The 20,892-nt window shown below is 29.0% G+C and carries 29 protein-coding genes; all 29 read right to left on the bottom strand.

Annotated elements, in window-relative coordinates; translation table 11 throughout:
• Positions 1-897, bottom strand: an 897-nt coding sequence (locus H8923_RS16455; protein WP_330596691.1) for a hypothetical protein, incomplete at its 3' end; no start/stop codon positions are given.
• 28 nt (positions 898-925) lie between these two features.
• Positions 926-1,312 (bottom strand): DUF1617 family protein, encoded by a 387-nt coding sequence (locus H8923_RS16450; RefSeq protein ID WP_153972977.1) that lies wholly within the window; start codon positions 1,310-1,312, stop codon positions 926-928.
• Positions 1,313-1,314: 2 nt separating this feature from the next.
• Positions 1,315-1,560, bottom strand: coding sequence for a hypothetical protein (locus H8923_RS16445; protein ID WP_153972976.1), 246 nt, complete (start codon positions 1,558-1,560; stop codon positions 1,315-1,317).
• 16 nt (positions 1,561-1,576) lie between these two features.
• A complete protein-coding gene (locus tag H8923_RS16440) occupies positions 1,577-1,924 on the bottom strand; it encodes a DUF6711 family protein (RefSeq protein WP_153972975.1) in 348 nt (115 codons plus the stop codon).
• A gap of 8 nt (positions 1,925-1,932) precedes the next feature.
• On the bottom strand, positions 1,933-4,872 hold the full coding sequence (locus H8923_RS16435; protein ID WP_153972974.1) for a hypothetical protein: 2,940 nt from the start codon (positions 4,870-4,872) through the stop codon (positions 1,933-1,935).
• A gap of 74 nt (positions 4,873-4,946) precedes the next feature.
• A complete protein-coding gene (locus H8923_RS16430) occupies positions 4,947-5,588 on the bottom strand; it encodes a hypothetical protein (RefSeq protein ID WP_153972973.1) in 642 nt (213 codons plus the stop codon).
• A 62-nt stretch (positions 5,589-5,650) separates the two neighbouring features.
• The gene (locus tag H8923_RS16425) at positions 5,651-6,031 is read right to left on the bottom strand and encodes a Gp15 family bacteriophage protein (protein WP_153972972.1); all 381 of its coding nucleotides are present in this window, start codon (positions 6,029-6,031) and stop codon (positions 5,651-5,653) included.
• The gene (locus H8923_RS16420; RefSeq protein WP_153972971.1) at positions 5,976-6,344 is read right to left on the bottom strand and encodes a hypothetical protein; all 369 of its coding nucleotides are present in this window, start codon (positions 6,342-6,344) and stop codon (positions 5,976-5,978) included. Before H8923_RS16420 ends, H8923_RS16425 begins: the two co-directional genes overlap by 56 nt.
• A 44-nt stretch (positions 6,345-6,388) precedes the next feature.
• Complete coding sequence (locus H8923_RS16415; protein WP_153972982.1) at positions 6,389-6,844, bottom strand: phage tail tube protein; 456 nt, start codon at positions 6,842-6,844, stop codon at positions 6,389-6,391.
• Between the two features lie 7 nt (positions 6,845-6,851).
• A complete protein-coding gene (locus H8923_RS16410) occupies positions 6,852-7,241 on the bottom strand; it encodes a minor capsid protein (protein WP_153972970.1) in 390 nt (129 codons plus the stop codon).
• Positions 7,241-7,633 (bottom strand): hypothetical protein, encoded by a 393-nt coding sequence (locus tag H8923_RS16405; protein WP_153972969.1) that lies wholly within the window; start codon positions 7,631-7,633, stop codon positions 7,241-7,243. Before H8923_RS16405 ends, H8923_RS16410 begins: the two co-directional genes overlap by 1 nt.
• Positions 7,630-7,956 (bottom strand): hypothetical protein, encoded by a 327-nt coding sequence (locus H8923_RS16400; protein WP_153972968.1) that lies wholly within the window; start codon positions 7,954-7,956, stop codon positions 7,630-7,632. The genes H8923_RS16405 and H8923_RS16400 overlap by 4 nt, the downstream gene beginning before the upstream one ends.
• Positions 7,957-8,337 (bottom strand): head-tail connector protein, encoded by a 381-nt coding sequence (locus H8923_RS16395; protein WP_243139995.1) that lies wholly within the window; start codon positions 8,335-8,337, stop codon positions 7,957-7,959.
• Between the two features lie 44 nt (positions 8,338-8,381).
• Entirely contained in the window at positions 8,382-8,645 is a 264-nt protein-coding gene (locus H8923_RS16390) for a hypothetical protein (RefSeq protein WP_153972967.1), read from the bottom strand.
• A 20-nt stretch (positions 8,646-8,665) separates the two neighbouring features.
• Positions 8,666-9,571, bottom strand: coding sequence for a capsid protein (locus tag H8923_RS16385; protein WP_153972966.1), 906 nt, complete (start codon positions 9,569-9,571; stop codon positions 8,666-8,668).
• Positions 9,572-9,595: 24 nt separating this feature from the next.
• A complete protein-coding gene (locus H8923_RS16380) occupies positions 9,596-10,162 on the bottom strand; it encodes a hypothetical protein (protein WP_153972965.1) in 567 nt (188 codons plus the stop codon).
• Positions 10,163-10,242: 80 nt separating this feature from the next.
• Entirely contained in the window at positions 10,243-10,821 is a 579-nt protein-coding gene (locus H8923_RS16375) for a hypothetical protein (protein WP_153972964.1), read from the bottom strand.
• Positions 10,822-10,856: 35 nt separating this feature from the next.
• Positions 10,857-12,101, bottom strand: a complete 1,245-nt coding sequence (locus tag H8923_RS16370) for a phage minor capsid protein (RefSeq protein ID WP_153972963.1) — start codon at positions 12,099-12,101, stop codon at positions 10,857-10,859.
• A complete protein-coding gene (locus H8923_RS16365; protein WP_153972962.1) occupies positions 12,094-13,608 on the bottom strand; it encodes a phage portal protein in 1,515 nt (504 codons plus the stop codon). Before H8923_RS16365 ends, H8923_RS16370 begins: the two co-directional genes overlap by 8 nt.
• A gap of 4 nt (positions 13,609-13,612) precedes the next feature.
• Positions 13,613-14,965 (bottom strand): terminase large subunit domain-containing protein, encoded by a 1,353-nt coding sequence (locus H8923_RS16360; RefSeq protein ID WP_153972961.1) that lies wholly within the window; start codon positions 14,963-14,965, stop codon positions 13,613-13,615.
• Positions 14,966-15,730: 765 nt separating this feature from the next.
• A complete protein-coding gene (locus H8923_RS16355; protein WP_153972960.1) occupies positions 15,731-16,015 on the bottom strand; it encodes a hypothetical protein in 285 nt (94 codons plus the stop codon).
• A gap of 17 nt (positions 16,016-16,032) precedes the next feature.
• Positions 16,033-16,761: a phage terminase small subunit gene (gene terS, locus H8923_RS16350; protein WP_153972959.1), complete on the bottom strand. Its 729-nt coding sequence runs from the start codon at positions 16,759-16,761 to the stop codon at positions 16,033-16,035.
• Between the two features lie 81 nt (positions 16,762-16,842).
• Complete coding sequence (locus H8923_RS16345) at positions 16,843-17,172, bottom strand: hypothetical protein (RefSeq protein ID WP_153972958.1); 330 nt, start codon at positions 17,170-17,172, stop codon at positions 16,843-16,845.
• On the bottom strand, positions 17,165-17,863 hold the full coding sequence (locus H8923_RS16340; protein WP_153972957.1) for a recombinase family protein: 699 nt from the start codon (positions 17,861-17,863) through the stop codon (positions 17,165-17,167). Before H8923_RS16340 ends, H8923_RS16345 begins: the two co-directional genes overlap by 8 nt.
• Positions 17,864-18,460: 597 nt before the next feature.
• Positions 18,461-19,120, bottom strand: coding sequence for a tyrosine-type recombinase/integrase (locus H8923_RS16335; protein WP_153972956.1), 660 nt, complete (start codon positions 19,118-19,120; stop codon positions 18,461-18,463).
• A 306-nt stretch (positions 19,121-19,426) separates the two neighbouring features.
• Positions 19,427-19,885: a sigma factor-like helix-turn-helix DNA-binding protein gene (locus H8923_RS16330; protein ID WP_153972955.1), complete on the bottom strand. Its 459-nt coding sequence runs from the start codon at positions 19,883-19,885 to the stop codon at positions 19,427-19,429.
• A 27-nt stretch (positions 19,886-19,912) separates the two neighbouring features.
• Complete coding sequence (locus H8923_RS16325) at positions 19,913-20,173, bottom strand: hypothetical protein (RefSeq protein WP_153972954.1); 261 nt, start codon at positions 20,171-20,173, stop codon at positions 19,913-19,915.
• A gap of 41 nt (positions 20,174-20,214) precedes the next feature.
• Entirely contained in the window at positions 20,215-20,364 is a 150-nt protein-coding gene (locus tag H8923_RS16320; RefSeq protein WP_153972953.1) for a hypothetical protein, read from the bottom strand.
• An 11-nt stretch (positions 20,365-20,375) separates the two neighbouring features.
• A complete protein-coding gene (gene ssb, locus H8923_RS16315; protein WP_153972952.1) occupies positions 20,376-20,810 on the bottom strand; it encodes a single-stranded DNA-binding protein in 435 nt (144 codons plus the stop codon).
• Positions 20,811-20,892 lie beyond the last annotated feature (82 nt).

Below are 20,892 nucleotides of genomic sequence, written 5' to 3'. Positions count from 1 at the left end.
AGAAAAAATAGGCACTTGCCTTGTATTTCCCTTTGTATCAGTTATAGAGATAATATCTCCTACATCTAGACTAAAATCCCCTTGCCACTTCATAGAGTAGCCTATAAATTCAAAACCTTTTAATTTATTATATATATCTGTAAGTATAGATTCAGTGACCCAAGGATTTTCAAAGGTTATTTCCATAGAAGAATTACTTAAAGTTCCTTTTGTAAACTCTTTATCATTCGCCTTACAAGTAATTGCACCTACTTTATATAAATCTTCCTCTGATTTTAAATCTATATAATTATCACTGGTTATTGAATAATCTATAGTTTCAGGTGTTTTTATAGTAAATTTACCTTCTCTAGTGATATATGCATTTCCACCACAAATACTGGCTACAAAGCCAAGGATTTCTCTACAAGTAAAGCCTTCCAACTTATTTAAATTATAAGAAGGAAGGCTTCCTGTAAATTCTACTCCTGTAATTGTAGCTAACTCATTAATTATATTTTTTAATGATGAAGTTTTGCCTAAATTACTAAAATAAGGCTTTTCAAACTTTATCATATTATCATAACAAGTTAATTTTGTTGAATAATCAGTACGTATAATATCTTCTATATGGAAATGTCCAATTAGTATATACTCAAAAGTTGAGCCTATATTAAGTCCTATTTCAAGTTTAACTTTTGAATTGCTATAAATAATATTATTAGTACTTAATGTTAATTCTAAAATTTTTGATACTGCTGCACCTATTGTAAATCCATCTGTAGGTTGAACATCCTCTATAGATATATTAATTATATCTGCATTAGTATATACATTATTTCCTATAGTAACTCTACATTCAAAAGATCTTGAAGGTTCTTTTATCTTTTCTAAATAAGATGAACTTACATTTTGCATTTTGTGTCACCTTCTTTCATTGCTGAATTTATTCTTCTATCATATAGTCTATTAAACTTAAATCTGCAGGTGACACTTCAAGATTACATTGCAATAAATCATTTAACTTAAATTTATGTATATCTATATCTACCTCAATATCTAGCAACTCATTTAATTCTTTATTACATATATCTATATGCTCTTTTTCAATGCTATAATTATTATTTTCATCAATTACTAAATGCCCTTCTTCATCTTTTTTACAATATTTATTTATTATCTTCTCTCTTTCAGAGTTGTATATTTTTAAGTCACTTTCTAATTTAGATATATTTTTAGATATCGCATAACTAATCTTCACAGGGAATTGTCTATGCATTAAAGATGATAAAAAATTTGAATCATTTACTATTCTTCTATTTGTTATTTTCATAATTATCTACCTCTTCTTTCTTTAGTATTTAATGAATCCTCTACTTTATAAACTTCTGTTTCAAATTGTTTCATATCTTCTCTAACAGCTTCTTTGTTAGCGTCATATAACTCTTTATTAGTGACATTTTTATTTATATTTGCATTTGTATTTCCATCTGTAGATATACTTGCATTCATATATACTACTGGTTGACCTTCTATCTCACTTGTAGCACTTAGATTTATTGTTTTATTTATCTTTAACATAGTTAATTATCCTTTCTTATTCTTCTATAAAGTTCATTTTTAAGCCCTTCCAAAGCATTTTTCCATCCTTCATGTATAGAGCAGGAACTGATCTGTCACCAACATACATTCTTTTGGTTTCAAAGTTTCCTGTCATTGGATCTGGATAATATACATTAAAAAAGACATCTGAAACTGCATTCAATAATTTTGAACACTCGTCAAATGTCAATGGTGGCCATTCACAATTTAGTTTTCTTTTTACTGCTATTCTATCTCTTAATAACTTTCCTTTAGCATTTCTATTACTTTCACCATCTATATCTTGAATATCAACTTGAAAAACTGATGGTGCTTTTATATTTACATTATTTATTTTTAACATATTATCACCTAAATCTTTATTACTGCTTGTCCAGTTTGTCTTTGGATTTTCTTCAATTCACTTATGAATATCTTAGTAAGAGTATCATTTCCGATTTGTACCACAACACTTTCAATTGAAGAGCTTCCTCCTGTATTATTTCCTGCAATTCTAGAGCCTATTTTTTCTGCTATCAAATCAAGAGCTCCTGTATTATTTTCAAGAGGCAAGACTACTTCCGACCCTTGCTCGCCTACCATTGCAAGTGTTGGACTATCTATGAGCCCCCCTTTGGCAAGATATGGTATTTTAGGTATATTAATACCAAATTTCTTCCCTCCGAAACCAGGCACAAAATCAGGAATACTTACAGAGATTCTATTCAATCCACTTATAGCTGCATTGACTAAACTTATAACTCCATTTAATGGTGTCTTTATAACTGACTTTAATTCATTCATAATACCACCAAATATATTTTTAACTCCATTCCAAGCTCTTTTCCAGTTCCCTGTGAATACTCCAGTAATAAAGTCAAGTATACCTCTGAAGATCTGTTTTACACTATTGAATATGTTACGAACATTTACTAAAAGCCCATTTAGTATATCGCCTAATCCACCAAAGTTCTTTGACCAGTCAGTTACAAATATATGACCTAACCATTCTTTAAAGCCATTGAATTTCTCTTGAACATTATCCCATACTTCCTTGGCTTTAGCTTTAATTTGATCCCAGTGAGTAATAAGATAAATACCTGTACCTATAAGTGCAGAAATAGCTAACTTTATTAATAATGCTTTAGGATCTAAATCTAAAAATGCTTTACCTACAAGATCAACTGCAGTTTTTATACCATTGAATATTTCAATTCCTGTTTTAGCTGCTTTAAATGCACCTGCTAAACCTACAGCACCACCTATTAGACTTATTATAATATCCAATACTGGTTTACCATCATTAAGCATCCAATCTATTAAATTGCTAAACTTATCAAATAATAAACCTATTGCATCCATTAACGGTGCTATTGCAGGAGCCATTAGATTTACAAACCAGTTAACAAATGGTGTAACGAAATTTGTATAAATATATCCTGCTACTTCAAATATCTTAGTACCTAACTTTAAAAAACCTTGGAATAAATGACTTCCACCATTATCCCAAACATAAATAAGCTTTTCAGATAAATTTTCTAAAACTCCTATAGTAGCATCAATAATTGACATTAATGTATTAGCAAGGGGTAAACCTATAACTTCCCAAGAGTCTCTAAATGCATCACCAATTTTCTTTATTAGTAATAATAAATTATTAATAGTATTGGCTATACCTTGGATGATCTTAGTACCGATTTTGTTATTTTCCCATGCAGTAGAGAATGTACTAGAAATATCACCTACTATATTAAATATATTTTGTAATATTTGAAGTATTGTAATAAGCATTTTCTCGCCAGTACCATTGGTCCATACATCTAAGAAACTACTTCCTATCGATTTTACTAAGGACCATATACCATTTAATGCATATTTGATACTATTTATTGTATTTTGTCCTTCTTTTTCCCATGCATTAACAAATGGTTCAAATATCTTTGACATTAAGGCTTTTATCCTATCAACTAATGCCTTCATCTTAGCATCAACAACAGATGTATCTAAAAGTGGTGTTGCGAGTATTGGTGCTCCACCTCCACCACCTCCACCCGCTCCAGGAGAAGGTGTATCTGGCGTATCTTGCATATTTAATTTATTGATTTCATCAAATCCCATTAAATCGCCAAGAGCTTTTTTAGCTTTCTTACCTGCTTTTTCAGCACTACTTCCTGCTTTTTCTGTAGCTTTTCCATAAGCACCCATAGCATTTTTAGCATTAATCAAACCTTGTGTTGCTTGAAAACTTTGTTTATATGTCTTTCCAAATAACGCAGATATAAATGATGCTATATACTGTGTTACAGTTGCAAGAGCACTCATTAGGGCATTTATAGCAGGTAGTATTGCTTGATATATAGGCATAAATGCAACCATTAAGTTAGTCTTTATCTGATTTAATGAATTAACAAATTGTGCATTGGTATTTAAGGATGCAAATAAAGAACTAGACATTGCATATATACCATTTACAATCATAGGGAAAAATATCATCCATTTAGCCATTTGGCCAATAGATCCCATAATTCCATTGTTGAAACTTCTTGTACTATTGCTACTTGTATTTAAGCCACTTGTAAGATTTTTTAAGCTATTACCAATTCTATTGAATATTCCATTTGATCTATTAGAATTTGAACTTAATTTATCAAATGAAGAGTTTAATCTATCGATTTTATTACCAGTTGAAGAAGATTCTTTTCCTAACGCTGCTAACTTTGAATCTAAATCACTTAATTTAAACCCTAATTTATCAGACTTAGATGTTAATCTAATAATTGATTCTTCAGTTTTTAATATTTGATCATTAATCTTACTTTTCTTTGCAGGGTTGAAAGTATCATTATAAGATTGTTTAAGTGAATTCAATTTATTTTGTTGGGATTCTATTTTAGCATTTATAGTATCTAGCATCCTTGATGTAGTATCTATTTCTGTAGTAAGAATCTCTCTATTAATTGGTGGTCCTCTAGTAATTTTTTTATTATTTGCATAATTCGAGCCTGTATTTTGGCTTTCTAAGGTATTAAATTTTACAGTTGGTAATTTTATATTACTTAACATATATAAAGCCTTAGAAAGCGAATTTTTCAAATTATTTGTCACGTTAGACATCATGTTTTTCATATTAGAGTTAACCTTATTGAGCGAACCCTTCATAGTCTTATCCATGTTATCAAATACCTTATTTGTAGATTTATTTAGATTTGATTTTAATGTATTTGCGATTACAGAACTTATCTTATTTACTTGACCTGCTATATCACTTGTAACTTCTAAATCTAAGGTTATCTTTCCTACACTATCACTCATGCTTATCACTCCTTTCTTTGATATATTTGGCCATAATAAAAGCACCTAGTTATTAAATAACTAAGTGCTTTTATTTAAACTTTCCACTTATGCCCACAGTTCATACAAATATTATACCTTTTCTTACTTGTTACAGCTCCGACTACTCCACCGGCTACACCTGCTACTGGATTTAAAGCTGATAATAATGCCGCTCCACCAACAGCTCTACCTGCACTAAGCTTTTTATTTGTATTAGTTAATTGCGTGCTTTTACATTTTGGACAATATGGTATTTTTTCTTTTTTAAGTTTCTTTATTCTTTCTTTTTCTTCTTTTCTTTTTGATACCTTAACTTCTTCATTTACTTTAGCTTCAATAGAGTATTCTTTATATCCTAAGTTACAGTGTTCTCTTAATGTTAAATATACCTTTTCTAATGTGCCTGTATTTTCAATTTTAAAAACTACATCTTTAAAGTCATCTTCTTCAAATATATTTAATATTAATTTTTCACCACTAATAGATACATCTTTAATATCATCATATTTAATATATATTTTAGGTTTAAATGCAAAATTGCATAATATTCCACTCTTTATTAAGGTCAAATTAAATGACTCTCCATGTTTATATCCTTTGTACCCAAATTCAAATGTAGCTAAAGTAGATACTGTATTAAAAAAACCAAAAGTATCATTTTTTAACTCTTTATAAGTTTCTTTATCAATAATCAAATATATCTCCCCCTCAATAGCTGTATATTCTGATTATACAGTTATTGAGGATATTATTCAATTTATCCAAACATACTAGCCATCATTTTTTCAAATTCTTTTATTTGTTTTTCCTTTTCTTCATCAGTCATATCATTAATTGGATTATTTCTATTTCTCCACTCATTTCTTATTCTATGTTGATCATCAGTAAAGTTTTTTAGTATATCTTTATCTTCTTCTGCTCTTATACTAACTATTTGACCAAGTGGAGTTTTAGGCATAATACCACTTAGTAGAGTACAGAATTCATTCCAACTCATATCATCTACAACTCGTAGTCTTATGCCATATTGAGTTAGGAAACTTGCTTCTATTAGCTCCCAATCTTCAATTAAATCATACCATTTATTTTCTTCTTTTCTTTTTACGAAAATTATTATTATTTTTATTAGAAGATTCAACTTCCATTTCTTCTATCTCTTCTAAAGATACATCGTTAATAGCAGCCATTATAACATTAACTATAGTAACATAAGATGCCATAGGCAAATCTAAGCTATCTACATATTTCAATGCTTCTTTACCTATCCCTGCTTCTATTATTTTATCTATCTTTTCAAATTCATCTATCTTAGTATCCTCAACTAATCCTTTTAGCAATATCCCTACATTCTTTGATGTATTTATTTCATATGTATGTGTATCATCTATTTTAACCGTTGGTTTTTTGCTTCCACTTTTTAATTTTTCAGCTATATCGTATGCTCTTGACATTATTATTTCTCCTTAATATTATTTTTCATTTATATTTCTTTCATTTAACTCTCTAAACTTGGTGAGGGTGTAAATGTAGGTTTTCCGTGTGCTTTTGCTTCAAATTCAAGAGGAGCAACATTTGTAGAATCTCCTCCACCTACATTTGTTACGTTAATTACACAGTTAAATTCTAATTTTGCACCTTCTGGAAACTCTATTTCTAACTTAGAATCACAATCTCTTCCATTTTTCCATGCAAGCCCAGCTACATAATCATTTCCTTCATCTCCAACACATCTTTTTCCTTTTAGAGATATACTTAATGATTTTCCTGTCATTAAAGCACTTGCCCATCCTTCTTGATCCATAGAATTCCATTCTTCTACTTTCCCATCTATTGATAAAGAAAAACTTTCTAATTCAGCTATAGTTTTCATAGCACCTGTCTCACTAGTTCTTCCATTTGTGCCTATTTTGAACTTTAAATTATACACTGGATATACTCCTGCAAAACTCATATTGTCACTACCTTTCATAATATATTGTTGTATCTATAATATATTCAATAATGCCTTCTGAATCAGTACCTAAATATATAGGTTCAGAGGATCTCATTTTACATTGAATTATTTTTTTATCACCTATAGTAAAATTACTTTGACCAAAGAATAAATTATATACTTCCATTGCTTTTTTCTCTGCTTCATCACTGTTTTTCCCCCAGTGAATTAAAAAACTTATACTTTTAGTAGTATAAGTTGTGTTTTCCAGTCCACCTATAGCTATATGAGGTACTTGTCCTGGTGCATTATATATAGTTATACTTTTATCTTGACTGCCACCCATTTTATTTAAATAATACTGAGGGCAATCTATTTGAGTTTTTAAATACTCTCTTATACCACTTAATAACATTACTTAATTACTCCTTTTGAATTCATTTTTAAAAACTTAGAGTAGGCATTTTTCATAAAATCATCTTTCTCACCATTTATATAAGCATCCATCCATTTTCCTTGGGCATTAGGATTTGGAGCTCCTTCACCTCTTCTAAAGTTATATTCTGGATGCCAATACAATCTACGAGCGTATGGTGTATCAAATATAATTCTTATATATCCCCAGTTAATTCCTGTTGTATCTACAAAACCACTATTTTCAAGAGTCCCATCATTTCTAGGAACTACTTGACTTGTTTTAATATTACCTAACAATTCATCTCCTGTCATTTCTAATGATTTTATATGAGCCTTAGTAATATTATTCAATTTTTCATTATCTAATTTTACAGTAACTTTTACATTCATATCAAATTCAACTCTGTACTAAAAATACTACCATCTGGATTCAAAGGCTTTTCTACACTATATACAGCTTTCTTAGAGTTATTTATTAATACATAGCCTTCAAAAGGCTTAGAAGGGCAAATATCCCCTTCTATTACAACTTTACCTGACAATGTTATTAGTTGTCTTTCTGCATTCATTATTTGCCTTGATTTATTTGTATATATACATTTACCATCAAAGACTTTTTCCTCTATATAATCTCCATCTTGGTTAGTACCTTCATACCATACTTTAATAGGTGTATTTGCTAACCATTTTGGAAATGGTAGTTTCATTCCCATTTATATCCTCCTACAAGTCAATCCCGTTTGATTAAGGTAATTTAGTACCTCTTGTGTAGTACTTACTCCATTGAATGTTTTAGAATTAAAGTTAACTGATACACTCCCTGCAGAAAAACCATTTAAAGGCATATTTATATAATCTCCATACTGTTCTATAAAGTCGGCATGTATGCATACTGCTTTTCTTATTTTGTCTTTTTGAAAATCAGTTAAATTATCAAACCCTTTTGCCCTTATTCTATTAAATGTTAATGAATCTATCTGGTCACTAGATCTCTCCAATTTATGTTTATTAGATTCATCTAATACAGTACCTTGAAATGTATCTTTATAATATTCATAATCTACATAAGACATAAGATCACCTCTTATTAGCAAGGGGATTAACTCCCCCTACTTATATTTTTGCATAAAAATAAGGCTTACTTAGAGCCTTCAATTTCTTTCTTAGAGCCTTCAATCTCTTTTTTTAACTTCTTATTTTCTTTTTCTAGCATATTACATTTATCTAATAGATCCTCATACTTTTCTTGTAATTCTTTGTGCTTTTCATAAGATATAGATTTACCTGCACCATATTCTATTAAATTACCTTCTTCATCTGATATGTCATAACCTTGTGCCACATAAAAATCTTTTTGAGTTTCATCTATTGTATATACTTTATTTCCTTTACTTGCTTTCATAATTAAAACACCTCACTTTCTTAGTCTTCTTGCTCTGCATTTATTGATATACCACATGCTTTATTTTTTATTAAGAATGTATCGCCATAGCTTCTATTTTGGTATAAGTAATTATCACCAGTTCTTGAGTCGTGACCTGGTGTATATACTTTTATGAATGAATATTTACTTCTTGTTACTTGGCAAGAAGGGTGTATTAATATAAGATTGATTTGTTTTGCATCACCTGCAGGTACACATCCATTAGAAAAATCATATTTTGTTTTCATTCTAGCACTTGGAACAACCTTTATATCTACATCATCTAATGAGTATACATTTCTATCAACATTTCCTGTGTTTTTATCTACACTAATAGTTCTTGATAATCCTTCGGCATTCTTTAATAACTTATTCATTGTAGGAGTAGCATATAATATTCTTCCCTCACTTGGAACACCTTCATCATCCATTTTAGCCATTTGAGTATCAAACCATTCTAATATATTTGCCACTGTAAGAACTGTATTGTCAACAATAGCTCCATTTGATGAATACTTTTTAGCTTCTGTATATAACTTAGAGTATCTATAACTATCTTTTTCAGGTATTGCCTGATCTGTTTCAAATACATTATGTACATTAGCTATCTCTACAGTTAAATTAGTTTCTTCAACATCCATTGGATCTATAAAGAATTCTATATCTCTATCATGTTCTAACTTCTTAGCTTCCCAATCATTTGATATTGAACCTGCATTAAATCCTAATGTACCTCTGTTATGATCTTTGTACCCACTGACTGTTAACATAGGTAACTTTATTGTTTGAGCATTTATAAACTTAACTTGTGGGTTAGAGTTTTCTAAATCATAAGAAGTTAACTCTCTCGAATATTTTTGCATTAACTCTCTCATAAATTGTTCTGCATAATTGTATACTGCCATTTTGTAATTCTCCTTTTACATTAATTATTTTTTATTTCCAAAAGCCATAGCTAATGCATCATTTATATTAGTTTGTTGATTGCCATTATCTCCACTACCACCAATTTTAAATCCTGGTGTTTCTGTTCCATTTGCTTTGAAACTTGGATATTTTTCTAATACTTTATCTATCGCTTTATCTATCGTTAAAGTATCTGTAACCATTCCTTTAGCTAATGTTATTACATCATCTACAGAATCAGTTACTACACCTTTAGATAAGCATGATACTTTAGCTTCTAGTGTACTTACTTTCTCTTCAGCTTCTTTTCTTGCCTTAGCTTCAGCTTCCAACTTTTCATTTTTCTTTTGTTCATCTGTTTTTTGATTTTCTTGCCATTCCTTGAACTTTGCAAGATCTTCTTCACTTGGCAAATCTTTTTTAGCATCGTTTAGTAATGCATCTAATTCTTCTTGAGTATAAGTCTTAGGATCTTCACCTCCACCTTCTGAACCTCCATCATCTGGATTCTGTTCATTCCCTTCTTCTCCTTCTCCTGCTAGTAATTGCAAGTTCATCTTAATAACATTGTCTAGATTACTTATTAGCATGTCATATCCTCCTTTTATATTTTTTATATGCACAGTTTAGGCCATAAGCATATTTTGGGCAAAATAATAAGCCTTACTACTTAAGGCTCTAATTCAAATGACTTACTAAACGGTTTATTTAATTGTTTTTCTATATATTCTTTACTTATACTTACTTTTCGAAGTCCAAGTTCACCAGTATTTATTATTGCTACTTCATTTGATTTAAGTATAGATTCTGATATTTCCATTTTATTTTTATTAACTAACGGTATACTATTTTTTTCAAAAATGAATTCTTTTTTAGTAAGTATTATCTTTGAATGTTCAATATTTTTTATTCTTAAATCTTTAAATGCTATTTCTTCATCATTAAAGAAAACTATTTTATTATCTTTTATTTCTTTTGCTAAAGCAGATGTAGGCCATCCATAAACATCATTTTCCAATACAATCTTATTACTCCAATAATTAGATGGTGTTATATCTTTAACTAAAGTTACAAAACGTGGATTTATTACAACTTCGTCTTTAAATCCTTCATCTTCTAATGTAACATTATTTATTGTAAACAAGTAATTTTCTCTGTTTAATTCCAAGATAACTCTTATATCCGATACTGTTCTAATAGTATCTAATATAACTACTTCGCCATCACATTTTATTAATATCTTATTCATAATCTCCCCCTTAATTTTAAGGATAATAAAAGCACCTATTTTGGAATTTTGTTATATACTCCATAAACTTTTTCTTTTTGCTTATTTCTTCTTAAGTATGGATGTTTTTCTAAATGAGTCTTTAAATTCATTGAGTACTCTAGTAACTTACTCTCTGCTACTTCTTTATTAACATCATCTTGACATCCTGTAGAAATTCTTTTCCATTTTCTGATATATCTTTCTAATTTCCTTTGCTCCTGTTCTGCCTTATATCTTTCAAGAGCTTTTTCTTCATCTGGAACAGTAGGAATATTAGTTATCCCTGGAAAATAAGTTGTTAATGTGTGTCTACAGTTCACATGCAAAAGTCCTGAATCAATGGCTTCACTTAATAATTTATATTTACCTTGATTCTCTTTCAAATACTCTACATTTGGATTACTAAATACATCATCAATTAATACTTTTCCTTGCCATACAGCACACATAGGACAAGTAATAGCATGAGCTGATACAACTACAGTATATATACCGTATTCATCACGCTTTTTCCCTTCTCCAAGCAATGTTGCTCTATGACTTGCAGTTCTTAGACACATTTCAACGTATGATGCTATATTTACCTGCTTACCATCTTTATACTTAATACTATTAATTCCTGTATTTAAAAAATCCCTCGTTGCCATATCTATTGCTTGATTTAAAGATACTGTTCCTGACTGAAGGTATACATGAGTTTTGTATATAGTTTGTCTATATACATCATCTAGTTTTCTTAATACTGTTGCATTAGCTTTCTTGATGTCATTGTTTACAGTCTCCTGCAATGCTTTTAGTTTCTTATCATTCATGTTAAAGAATTGATCCTCTTTAGGCTCTATAGTATGTCCATCTGCTGATATATCTCTTGGAAAACTAATACCTAATTCCTTTATGTTTTGATTGACCTTCTTAGTATGTTTATTAAAATCTTGTGGTTTATTCTTAGCCTTATTCTTAATAAGTAAAGACTTCAATCTATTTATAACATTGGAAATCCTACTAAAACCTTTATTAAAGTTGCTTTGTAATTCTCTATTTACATTTTCTTCAATATCACCTGTATATTTTTCTAATATTAATTTATTTTCTCGCCTATACTTATTTAATGCTCTTAATTTACTTCTTTGCCATTGCTCCCACTTAAAACCATACTTGTCCTCTTCTGCTTCATGATGCTTTAGATTTCTTGTCATAGAAGATATAAGATCTAGTTCCATCTTTTCAAATATAGTTCTGATATCATATTTACTACTCATCTATATCTACATCCAAATTATCTAAATCATCCTCATCTTCACCTGCAGTTGAAGGCTCATCTGTTGTATATATTCCAGACTCTTCTTTTATCCTTGCTATTTCAAGAGCTTTTTCTTCATCTGTCATTGTATCTCCATATAATTCATCAATACATTTTTTCAATGACATTATACCTAGTGTTTTAGCCTTTCCTACAGTTTCTACTACTGAATCAAAACTTGGTGTGGAGTATTCTCCAAAAGATATGGAGACCTCATATTCACCTGCAGTCTTATTATTTAGTACATCATAAGTCTTTAAGATTATATTTACTAATTTAGGTATAACTTCTGTTAAAGTATCTATCATTTTATTTCTAGTATATAGAGTAGTCTTTTCCTTTTCTCTTTGTGCTTCAGCATTATCAGTTTTCTTTAAATCAATTCCTAATGTAGAAGGTGATATAATACCTTGTAAACACATATCTACTGCATTAGAGTAACTTTCCACATATGCTTCAAATTTAATATCGGCTTGTTTCATATCAATTTGATTTTTAGCATCTTCACTTGCATTTGAAGAAGTTTTCATAAAACTATTATCAAAAGGATTTGGTTTTAATATTTCCCCTGTATCAGAGTCTACCGGCAATAAATCCTCTGGAATATATTTTTGTACTCTTCCTGCTCTTATAGCATCTATCCATTGTGATATTACTTCATCTAATGCATCGAAAGAATCACTTTTATTATCTATAATACTTTTACCTCTACTTTCCCATTTAGAGGATTTAAAAAACATCAATGGTATGGCCATTATAAATTTATCCTTATATTCAACTTCTTTGAGATCATGTGTCTCCTCTAGTGTATTTAAAGATACTTCATCATCTTTTGAATCAAGTAATTTATATTTTATATATCCTAAACCATATATCTCAACCAATGTATATTTTTTATTTTTATTTGTGTAATATGTCTTAAAGTGTATTTCTTTTAATCTTCCTCGATTATATATGTATTCCACTCTATTTCCATCAAAGAATTCTATAATTGGATATTTACTAATATCTTTATCTATAGATAACTTAAAAGCACCATCACCACTTACTAGAGTCTTTTGTATCGACTCTGATAATACTTCATTAAATTTATTATCTTTTGATATTTCTTCCCAAAGAAAATTTAATGTTTCACTATCTTCAACTTGAATTTTATCTATATCAGAAACTACTATGTCAGTTAATTTATCTATTATCATAGAAGGTAATCCGCTATGGATTTTTCTTATACTTAAACCTTCACTTGGTACAGCACACCAAAACCTAGATTTATTAACTGGATCACTACTTATATTCTTAAAGAACTGTTCTAACTCATATGCTTCACCTCTATACCAAAGCTTATTTCTAATTAAATTAGTTTCATAAGTATATGCTTCTTGTATAGTTATAGAGCCTTGCATAGCAGGTTGAACATTTAAAAACTTAACCGCTGCTTTTGTTAACATACTTTTAAACCACCCCATTTCATCACTCTCCTTTATAGTTATAAATGTGTTTTCTATAAGGAATCCAAGCATACTGAGATGCATTTATTGTATGGTCATTAGCATCTTCAGGCTCATATTTATCTTCTTTCCATGAGTAAACTTCATGCTCCATTATATGATTGATGCAAGTATCTACAACTTCATAATATACAGGTCCATTTTCATAGTTAAGCCATCCTAGTTGTAGATGTATTCTATCTATTATAGTAACTTTCTTATATGAATCATTGATAGTATACACATTTGGATTAGTTCTTTTATATTTCTTTAACTCTGTTATAGTTGCTTGGTCTGCACAATCTACAAAGACATTTCTTGCTAATCCCCATTCTTTTCTATTCCTTTCTAGGAATTCAAAAAATCTTGGTGCTATATCACTTGGTGCTAGAGGAATACTTAAATTTGCATTATTATATACTTCCTCATTTAGAATAACTACTTTACCTTTATCTGTTATCCCTAAGAAGATCATTGCAAAAGTATCTGGACTATTAGCACTGTATGATGTATCAAGTCCTGCAGAGAAGTATTTGAATTTATACTCTTTAGCCTTTGCTTTACTAATAACATGATGCTTTCTCTCAAAGTTACTAAATATAAGTCCTGTTGCTCTACCTCTTAAACCTAATATCTTATTTTTGTATAACTTTGTACCCTTTGGAGCACTTCTTATTTTCTTCTTAATATCTTCTTCACTTAATGATGCATTATCATAAAATGAAAAAAACCAATATGTCCAACCTTCTTTTTCTTCGCTGGTCAATTGGTTTAATATTTCTTTTGGTACATCATTTTTATATTTTTCTAGCGGTCTACTACAGTTTATGAATTCTTTATATACTGGTAGGTTAGGATCATCTGGGTTAAGTGTTGCCATTAGATAATCATTTCTAGTACAAATCTCACGTACAAACTCAATACTGGCTGTATTTATCTCATCTATGAATACACAACCAAATTGAGAACCTAGAGCCATTTTCCACTTGTCTACATTATCATAGCCTAGTATATATATTGTTTTCGGACCATTTGGTGTATTAAAAAGAATATGAGGTAACTTATTATCTTTATCTCCATTACCTTTATATTGTACTAGATCTCCGAAGATATCAGTTATACCAAACTCTTTATTGATTATATTCTTTTCTGCTACCCCTGTAGTCTTAGCTGCTATAACATGTTGCCTTCTATTTGAATCAGCAACTTTTAACATAAACTTTAATATACCTACTGTAGTTTTTCCTGCTGCAGTTGTACCTTCTAGAAGTTCTGCATGTGCTTCATGCTTTAAAAAGTCTATGTACTTATCCGATAGTTTATATTCACCATCCATTTTATCACCATTATTTTAAATTAAAAAGGTTGCATAAACTCGACTTTTACTTGAGTTTTCGCAACCTCTCTTAATTAAACTATTTTTTTTATTTTGATTTATGCTATAATCACCTATAGGAACTTAATCTATAGAGTGGTGTTTCCATACATCATCAAGCCTACTTCTTTATGGAAGGAGGTGAGGAAGTATGGAACAAACGATAAATTTTATTATCAGTGCAATTTGCACTATATGTATAGGTCTCTTGACTAACTACATATATGATATAATAAAAAACCACTCTAGTCGCCCAACTAAGAGTGGTATGGAACTTGAAATAAAAATCAAGTTCAAACGTAACCGAAATTAACTTTTGGAAACATCACTCTACAGCGAAATAGATTGAGTTCCTTTTTTATATTTACATTATACCTTAGAGGTTTCATTTTCTCAAGAAAAAGTCAAGAAAACAAAACCTATTTTTATATTATCCCATTATTTAAAATATAAACATCTTTATATTTTTATAATATATTTTAGTTTACATAATTAATATTACGTAACTAGTTGCTAAATATGTATTTAGGGGATAGTTAACATCTTCTTTTATGAAAGTTAGTGTTTTCAATAGTTTCAAGAATTATATTAAAATACACTTTCATGTTACTTTTTAAATTTAAATTATTAAAGTCAAACTCAATTCTATATATTTAAACTATATTTCTTACTAACTTTATTTTTTAAATCAAATCAATAATATTTTTAAATGGCCACTTAATTTTATTAATCTGTAACAACTTCATATGTAGCCTCAAATATTTCTGGTTTACAAGGATATATTTCACCTTTAATGCCTTTAATTATATAATCTCCTACACTTGCTCTATGAGTTCCTTCTAGTGTCTCTATAAACATTATTGGGTTAGGATCATTTGCACAATCTACTCCAAACCATACTATATTATTTTTTATAGCATCTATAATCCATTGTGGGTCTTCAACTTGATCTGGCCCTCCAGTCCATTTAAATGCATCTATTATTACAGGCTTTTTCCTATACTTTCCCATATATAATCTCCTATAAATTATTTTTTTATTTCAGCAAGTATACTATCTAACTTAGAAATAGACTTATTATTACTATCGTCTTTTACTCCTAACTTAGACTTTAGAACTTCTATTCTAAGTTTCTGTTCCTCTGTAACTAAATCCCAGTTAGCGTGGATCATCTTATCATATCTATCTATCATCTTAGTTAGTGTATCCATAGCTTTAGATAGAGCAGTTATATTACTATTTTCTTTATCCCATGCAAATTGAACCTCATACTCTTCAGTGTATGTATCACCCTTAGATATTTTCTTGAGTTCTTTTGTAATATCCTTTTTGTTCTTTACATGAGATATCTTTTGCATACGAATAATTCTAGCCTCTTGAAGTAATATGCTTCTCCATAGCTTGTCTACTGGAGATTCTTCTTCTAGTTCACCCATAAGATTTAATACGTCTGTTGGAAGCATCCTTTTTAGATTCTTCTTAGTGTATCTATCTTCACTTGTATATAAACCATGTTTATAATTATGCACATTACCTGGTGATCCTTTACTACCTTTGGCATTTTGATTACCTTTAGGTGCTCCTGGTCTAGTATCTTCTCTAAGTTGTTCATCCCATTTGTCATTGCTTTTCCAATTTCTAATGTTATTTACATTTTCATTTAGGATTTCTGAAATCTTCTTAGGAGATACCTCACCTCTATGATCCTTGTATATTTCATATGCTTTATCCCTATTTGGATTTCTATTTCTTGCCATATTAATTTACTCCATTAAAAAAAGGACTTAGTTAGTTAAAAGTCCTTCCAAACAATTTATCTTATTTTTACTAATTAGTATTTACTTTTCTTTTAATAGTTTACTTATAGTTTTTGAATTATTCTTTATAAATTCATTTATAGCCATTATAAATGTAATAGTAATTTTATTAAACTGTTTACTATTTTCTTTGCTATTAATTACAATATCTAAGTTATAGTTTTCTATTAAATCTAGTAATTCCTTTGTAGTATAATTATAGATACTAAATTCTGAACTTAACTCTATAGTATCATTGACTCTTACATGACTTTTTAAGTCGTTTAAATTGTCATATACTTTATTACAATGACTTAATTTACTCTCATCTTCTATCAATGGATTATATAGTCCTATTAAGTATTTACTCATTTGTCACTCCAAGCTCCTGTGTCAATTCTTTCTTATATTTATAATAGCTATTTCTAGATATACCTATAAGTTTTATTACTTCTATATCTTTAAGTGTTCCATTGAAATCTTTTGAGTACTTTTGTATTTGAGCTTTGGCTTCAATTGATTTCTTAGTAATTAGCTTTGCACCTTTAATCTGACCAATCTGTTTACCATTTAATCTAGCAGTTTCTATACCTTCCCTAGTTCTTTGTTGTAAGTCTTTTACTTCTTTTTCAGATTGTTCAAATGCTATTTTTATTTGCTGCTCTGCTAGTGCCAACAAATAATCGTTAACTCCTTTCAATATACTATCTACGGCAGTTCCTGTAAGTTGTATATTATTATTTAATGCCCTTTTATAAGTTGATGTACTGATATGTTGTTCTTTAATAAATACTAATTCTACACCCTTTTCATACAAATCCTTATATAATTCAAATCCTTCTATTGCATTTCTACTCATACGACTTACACTATCAAATACTATTGTATCTCCACTTTGGACAGCTTTTAAAAGTTTGTTCCATTCCTTACGTCCTTCAACTTTAGTTCCTGTATAAACTTCATTTACTATTATAGCTGTTGGGTATAATGCCTTGATATTTCTTTGTTGCCTTTCTATTGATTGTTCTCTTGTAGATATTCTACAATAACCATATATTTTCATTAGTTATCCTCCTTTTTAGTATTATTTTTAAGGTTCGCCATTTTTAATACTTAAATATTATCATCTTTCTTTATCTCAGTCAATGACTTTTGGTACTTTTTTCATAACCTTACTTTTGATACTAAAATAATATAATTTTATGGTTAGCTGACTTAATGCATCTTTCTCTACAAGAAGTCCTAATTTATGAACTATCAACTCTTAACAAACGCAAATTATACTCAAAGCATTGGAATAAGCCATATATTGTATAGTAATTGTTTGAACTTGACCTCTAGCGTTTGTTATTCTTTAGAGAATTCCATATCCGACTATATTCATTACTCTTTAAACTTAAGCTTCAGGCATTGATTTTGCTAATACATAAGTAAATTCAGTCAGATTTAGAGAATTCCGTAAAGTACAGTAGGATGCGGAATTCTTTTTTTATGCTATCTAATAGATATTACTCTACTTATTAATATAACTAATTTATAGGCATTTTTATACAGCATATTTTTTCATTTATTTACTATAGTATGTTGTTAGCATTTTTTAATAGAATTCCAAATACCTCTAAAAAAACTGAATTCTATTAATTTAAAAAAAATAAAAGCCTTACTTCTTTTTGTTAAATGGACTAACAAATTTAGCTAAGCTTCTTTTATATTTCTTAGACTCTATTTCATTAATCATTATGTACCATCTCGTATATTCTGATGATTCATGATTAAATAGATCTCTAACATATTCTATATTGTAATTGCTAGAAACATATTGATCCCAACCATATGTTTTCCTCATACTATGTGCCGTTATATTTTTTAGGCCAAAATACTTTGCTGCTTTTTTTATTTCTCTACTTATGCAATCTACAGTTATATGCCCCTTTTCCGAATTTTTTTTATTACTAGGGAACATATACTCATAGTTTTCTTTTCCTTCTATATATTGATATAAAAGTTCTTCCACTTCAGGTAATATTTCAGCTTTTCTAGGCTTTTTCTTCTTTACGAATTCTTGTCCATTTTTGTTAACTTTATTTTCGTAAATTATAAAATATCCCATATCTAGAGCTATTCTTACATCTCTAACTTTTAACTCTAGAAGATCTCCTGTTCTATATCCAGTTGTGCATCCTAATATAAAAAGCATCTTATTTCTTCTTCCAAATCTAATACTATTAGCTTCTAAATAATCTGCTATGTCTAAGACTTGTTCATAATGCATTATAGGATATGGAGCATTTTTTCTTGGTTTAACTTGTTTTTGTGTCATTTCACTTTTTCTTCACCTCTCTTTCTTTTTTATTTTTAGAAAGAAAAATAGACATAAAAAAAGAGCATTACATGAAAGGTAATACTCTTTTTTACTTGTCCCTATATAGTGCAGAATCATTTAAAGGGTACTTTGTTTGACAGAAAACTTCTCTTAGAATATATATTTATTCTGTTTTTAAGGTGCTGAAGTATGTACTCACTACATATAGTAGTTTTATATAATTTATTACAATATCATATTAACACATTAATCGTAACTTCTTCGTGCCTTCTTTGTGCCTTCTTCGTACCTTATCTGTACCATTTAAGCAATTTCAATACTTCCGTACTTATAATCAACTATTTTTTCTATTGCAGAATCATGTAATCTTTTTATATGTGATTTAGAGAATTTCATATCTTTTGCTATGCCTTCATAAGATTGGTTCTTACATTCTGTCTCTAAATATCGTCTATTTATTACTTCATATTCATTATCAGTAAGACATTCTAATGCTGCTTTATACTCTTTTAATTTATAATTAGTAAAATCTATATTACTTTCTAAATTGTTTAATCTAGTTTCATCTCTCGCTAATATATCATCTATAGTTACCGTTGTAATACACTGTGCTCCTAAACCAAACCCTCCACTTTTATATGCATTCATTTTTTCTTTCAATACTTCTATCTCGGTATTCCAAGCATCAATCTTTCTCAAATTCTTCCTTAATTTATCAAGATCTTTTTTTACTTTTCCCATATTCTCTTCTTTACTTGACACTTTAATCACCTTATTTCTTTATGCATTTTATATAACTTTTACTCTATCTTCATATTTACTATATACATCTTCTATTTCTTTTCTAAATTCTTTTTTAAGTTCTTCAATTTCAAATACATTGAATTCATTAAAAGATTTTCTATATTTTGTTTCATATTTTGCTTTTAATCTAATCATTATCATATCGCCTTCTACATGAATTTTATTGTTTATAAAAATAACTTCATGCATATATGATAAATCCTTTATCTGATCTGAATAAACTTCTCCAATTTTTACTATTTCCATTAAACTTCTCCCCCTTATTATTTCACCTGAAAGTTACCATATTAGGATATCTCTTGTTCATCATATCTCAATATATCTAATATGCTCTTTGCATTGATATAGTCATTTAATATTAAAACTAACTTTCCATTTTCATATATACCATAATCACATACTCCTTCCTCAATTTCATACCTTGATTTATTATCCATATTATATCCTCCTAAAATGGTATATCATCGTCATCTATCGCAGTAAATCCTTGTGGATCTAGTCCTTGCGGTGGTTCAAAACTTGGTTCAAATTCCTTATTATTTCCTTGAGCTTCTTTTGATTTATTGCTTTCTAACAATTCTATATTTTTTACTGCTATTTTAGTAAATGTTTTAGTTTCAGTTGTATTATGATCAGTATATCTATCGACTCTTACTGAACCTTGTATTGCAACTAATCTTCCTTTTCCTAAATAATTTGCAGTATATTCTGCAGGTTTACCCATAACTTCAAAAGGTATGAAATCAGTTTCTCTAGTTCCATCTTTTTTAGTGTAATCTCTATCAACTGCTATTGAACAACTTGCAACGGCTGTTCCTGTTCCTGGTATGTATCTAAGTTCAGGATCTCTTGTTAATCTACCAACTATCACAACGTTATTCATATAATTCACCTCTCTTTTCTTTTATTTGATATTATTGCAAAAATATCTAGTGCTCCTACTGTCACAAAACTAATAAATAATA

This window comes from Romboutsia faecis, assembly GCF_014323405.1.
Classification (GTDB): Bacteria; Bacillota; Clostridia; order Peptostreptococcales; family Peptostreptococcaceae; genus Romboutsia_E; species Romboutsia_E faecis.
The sequence above is the reverse complement of the archived record's forward strand: the minus strand, read 5'-3'. Positions and strand labels throughout refer to the sequence as shown.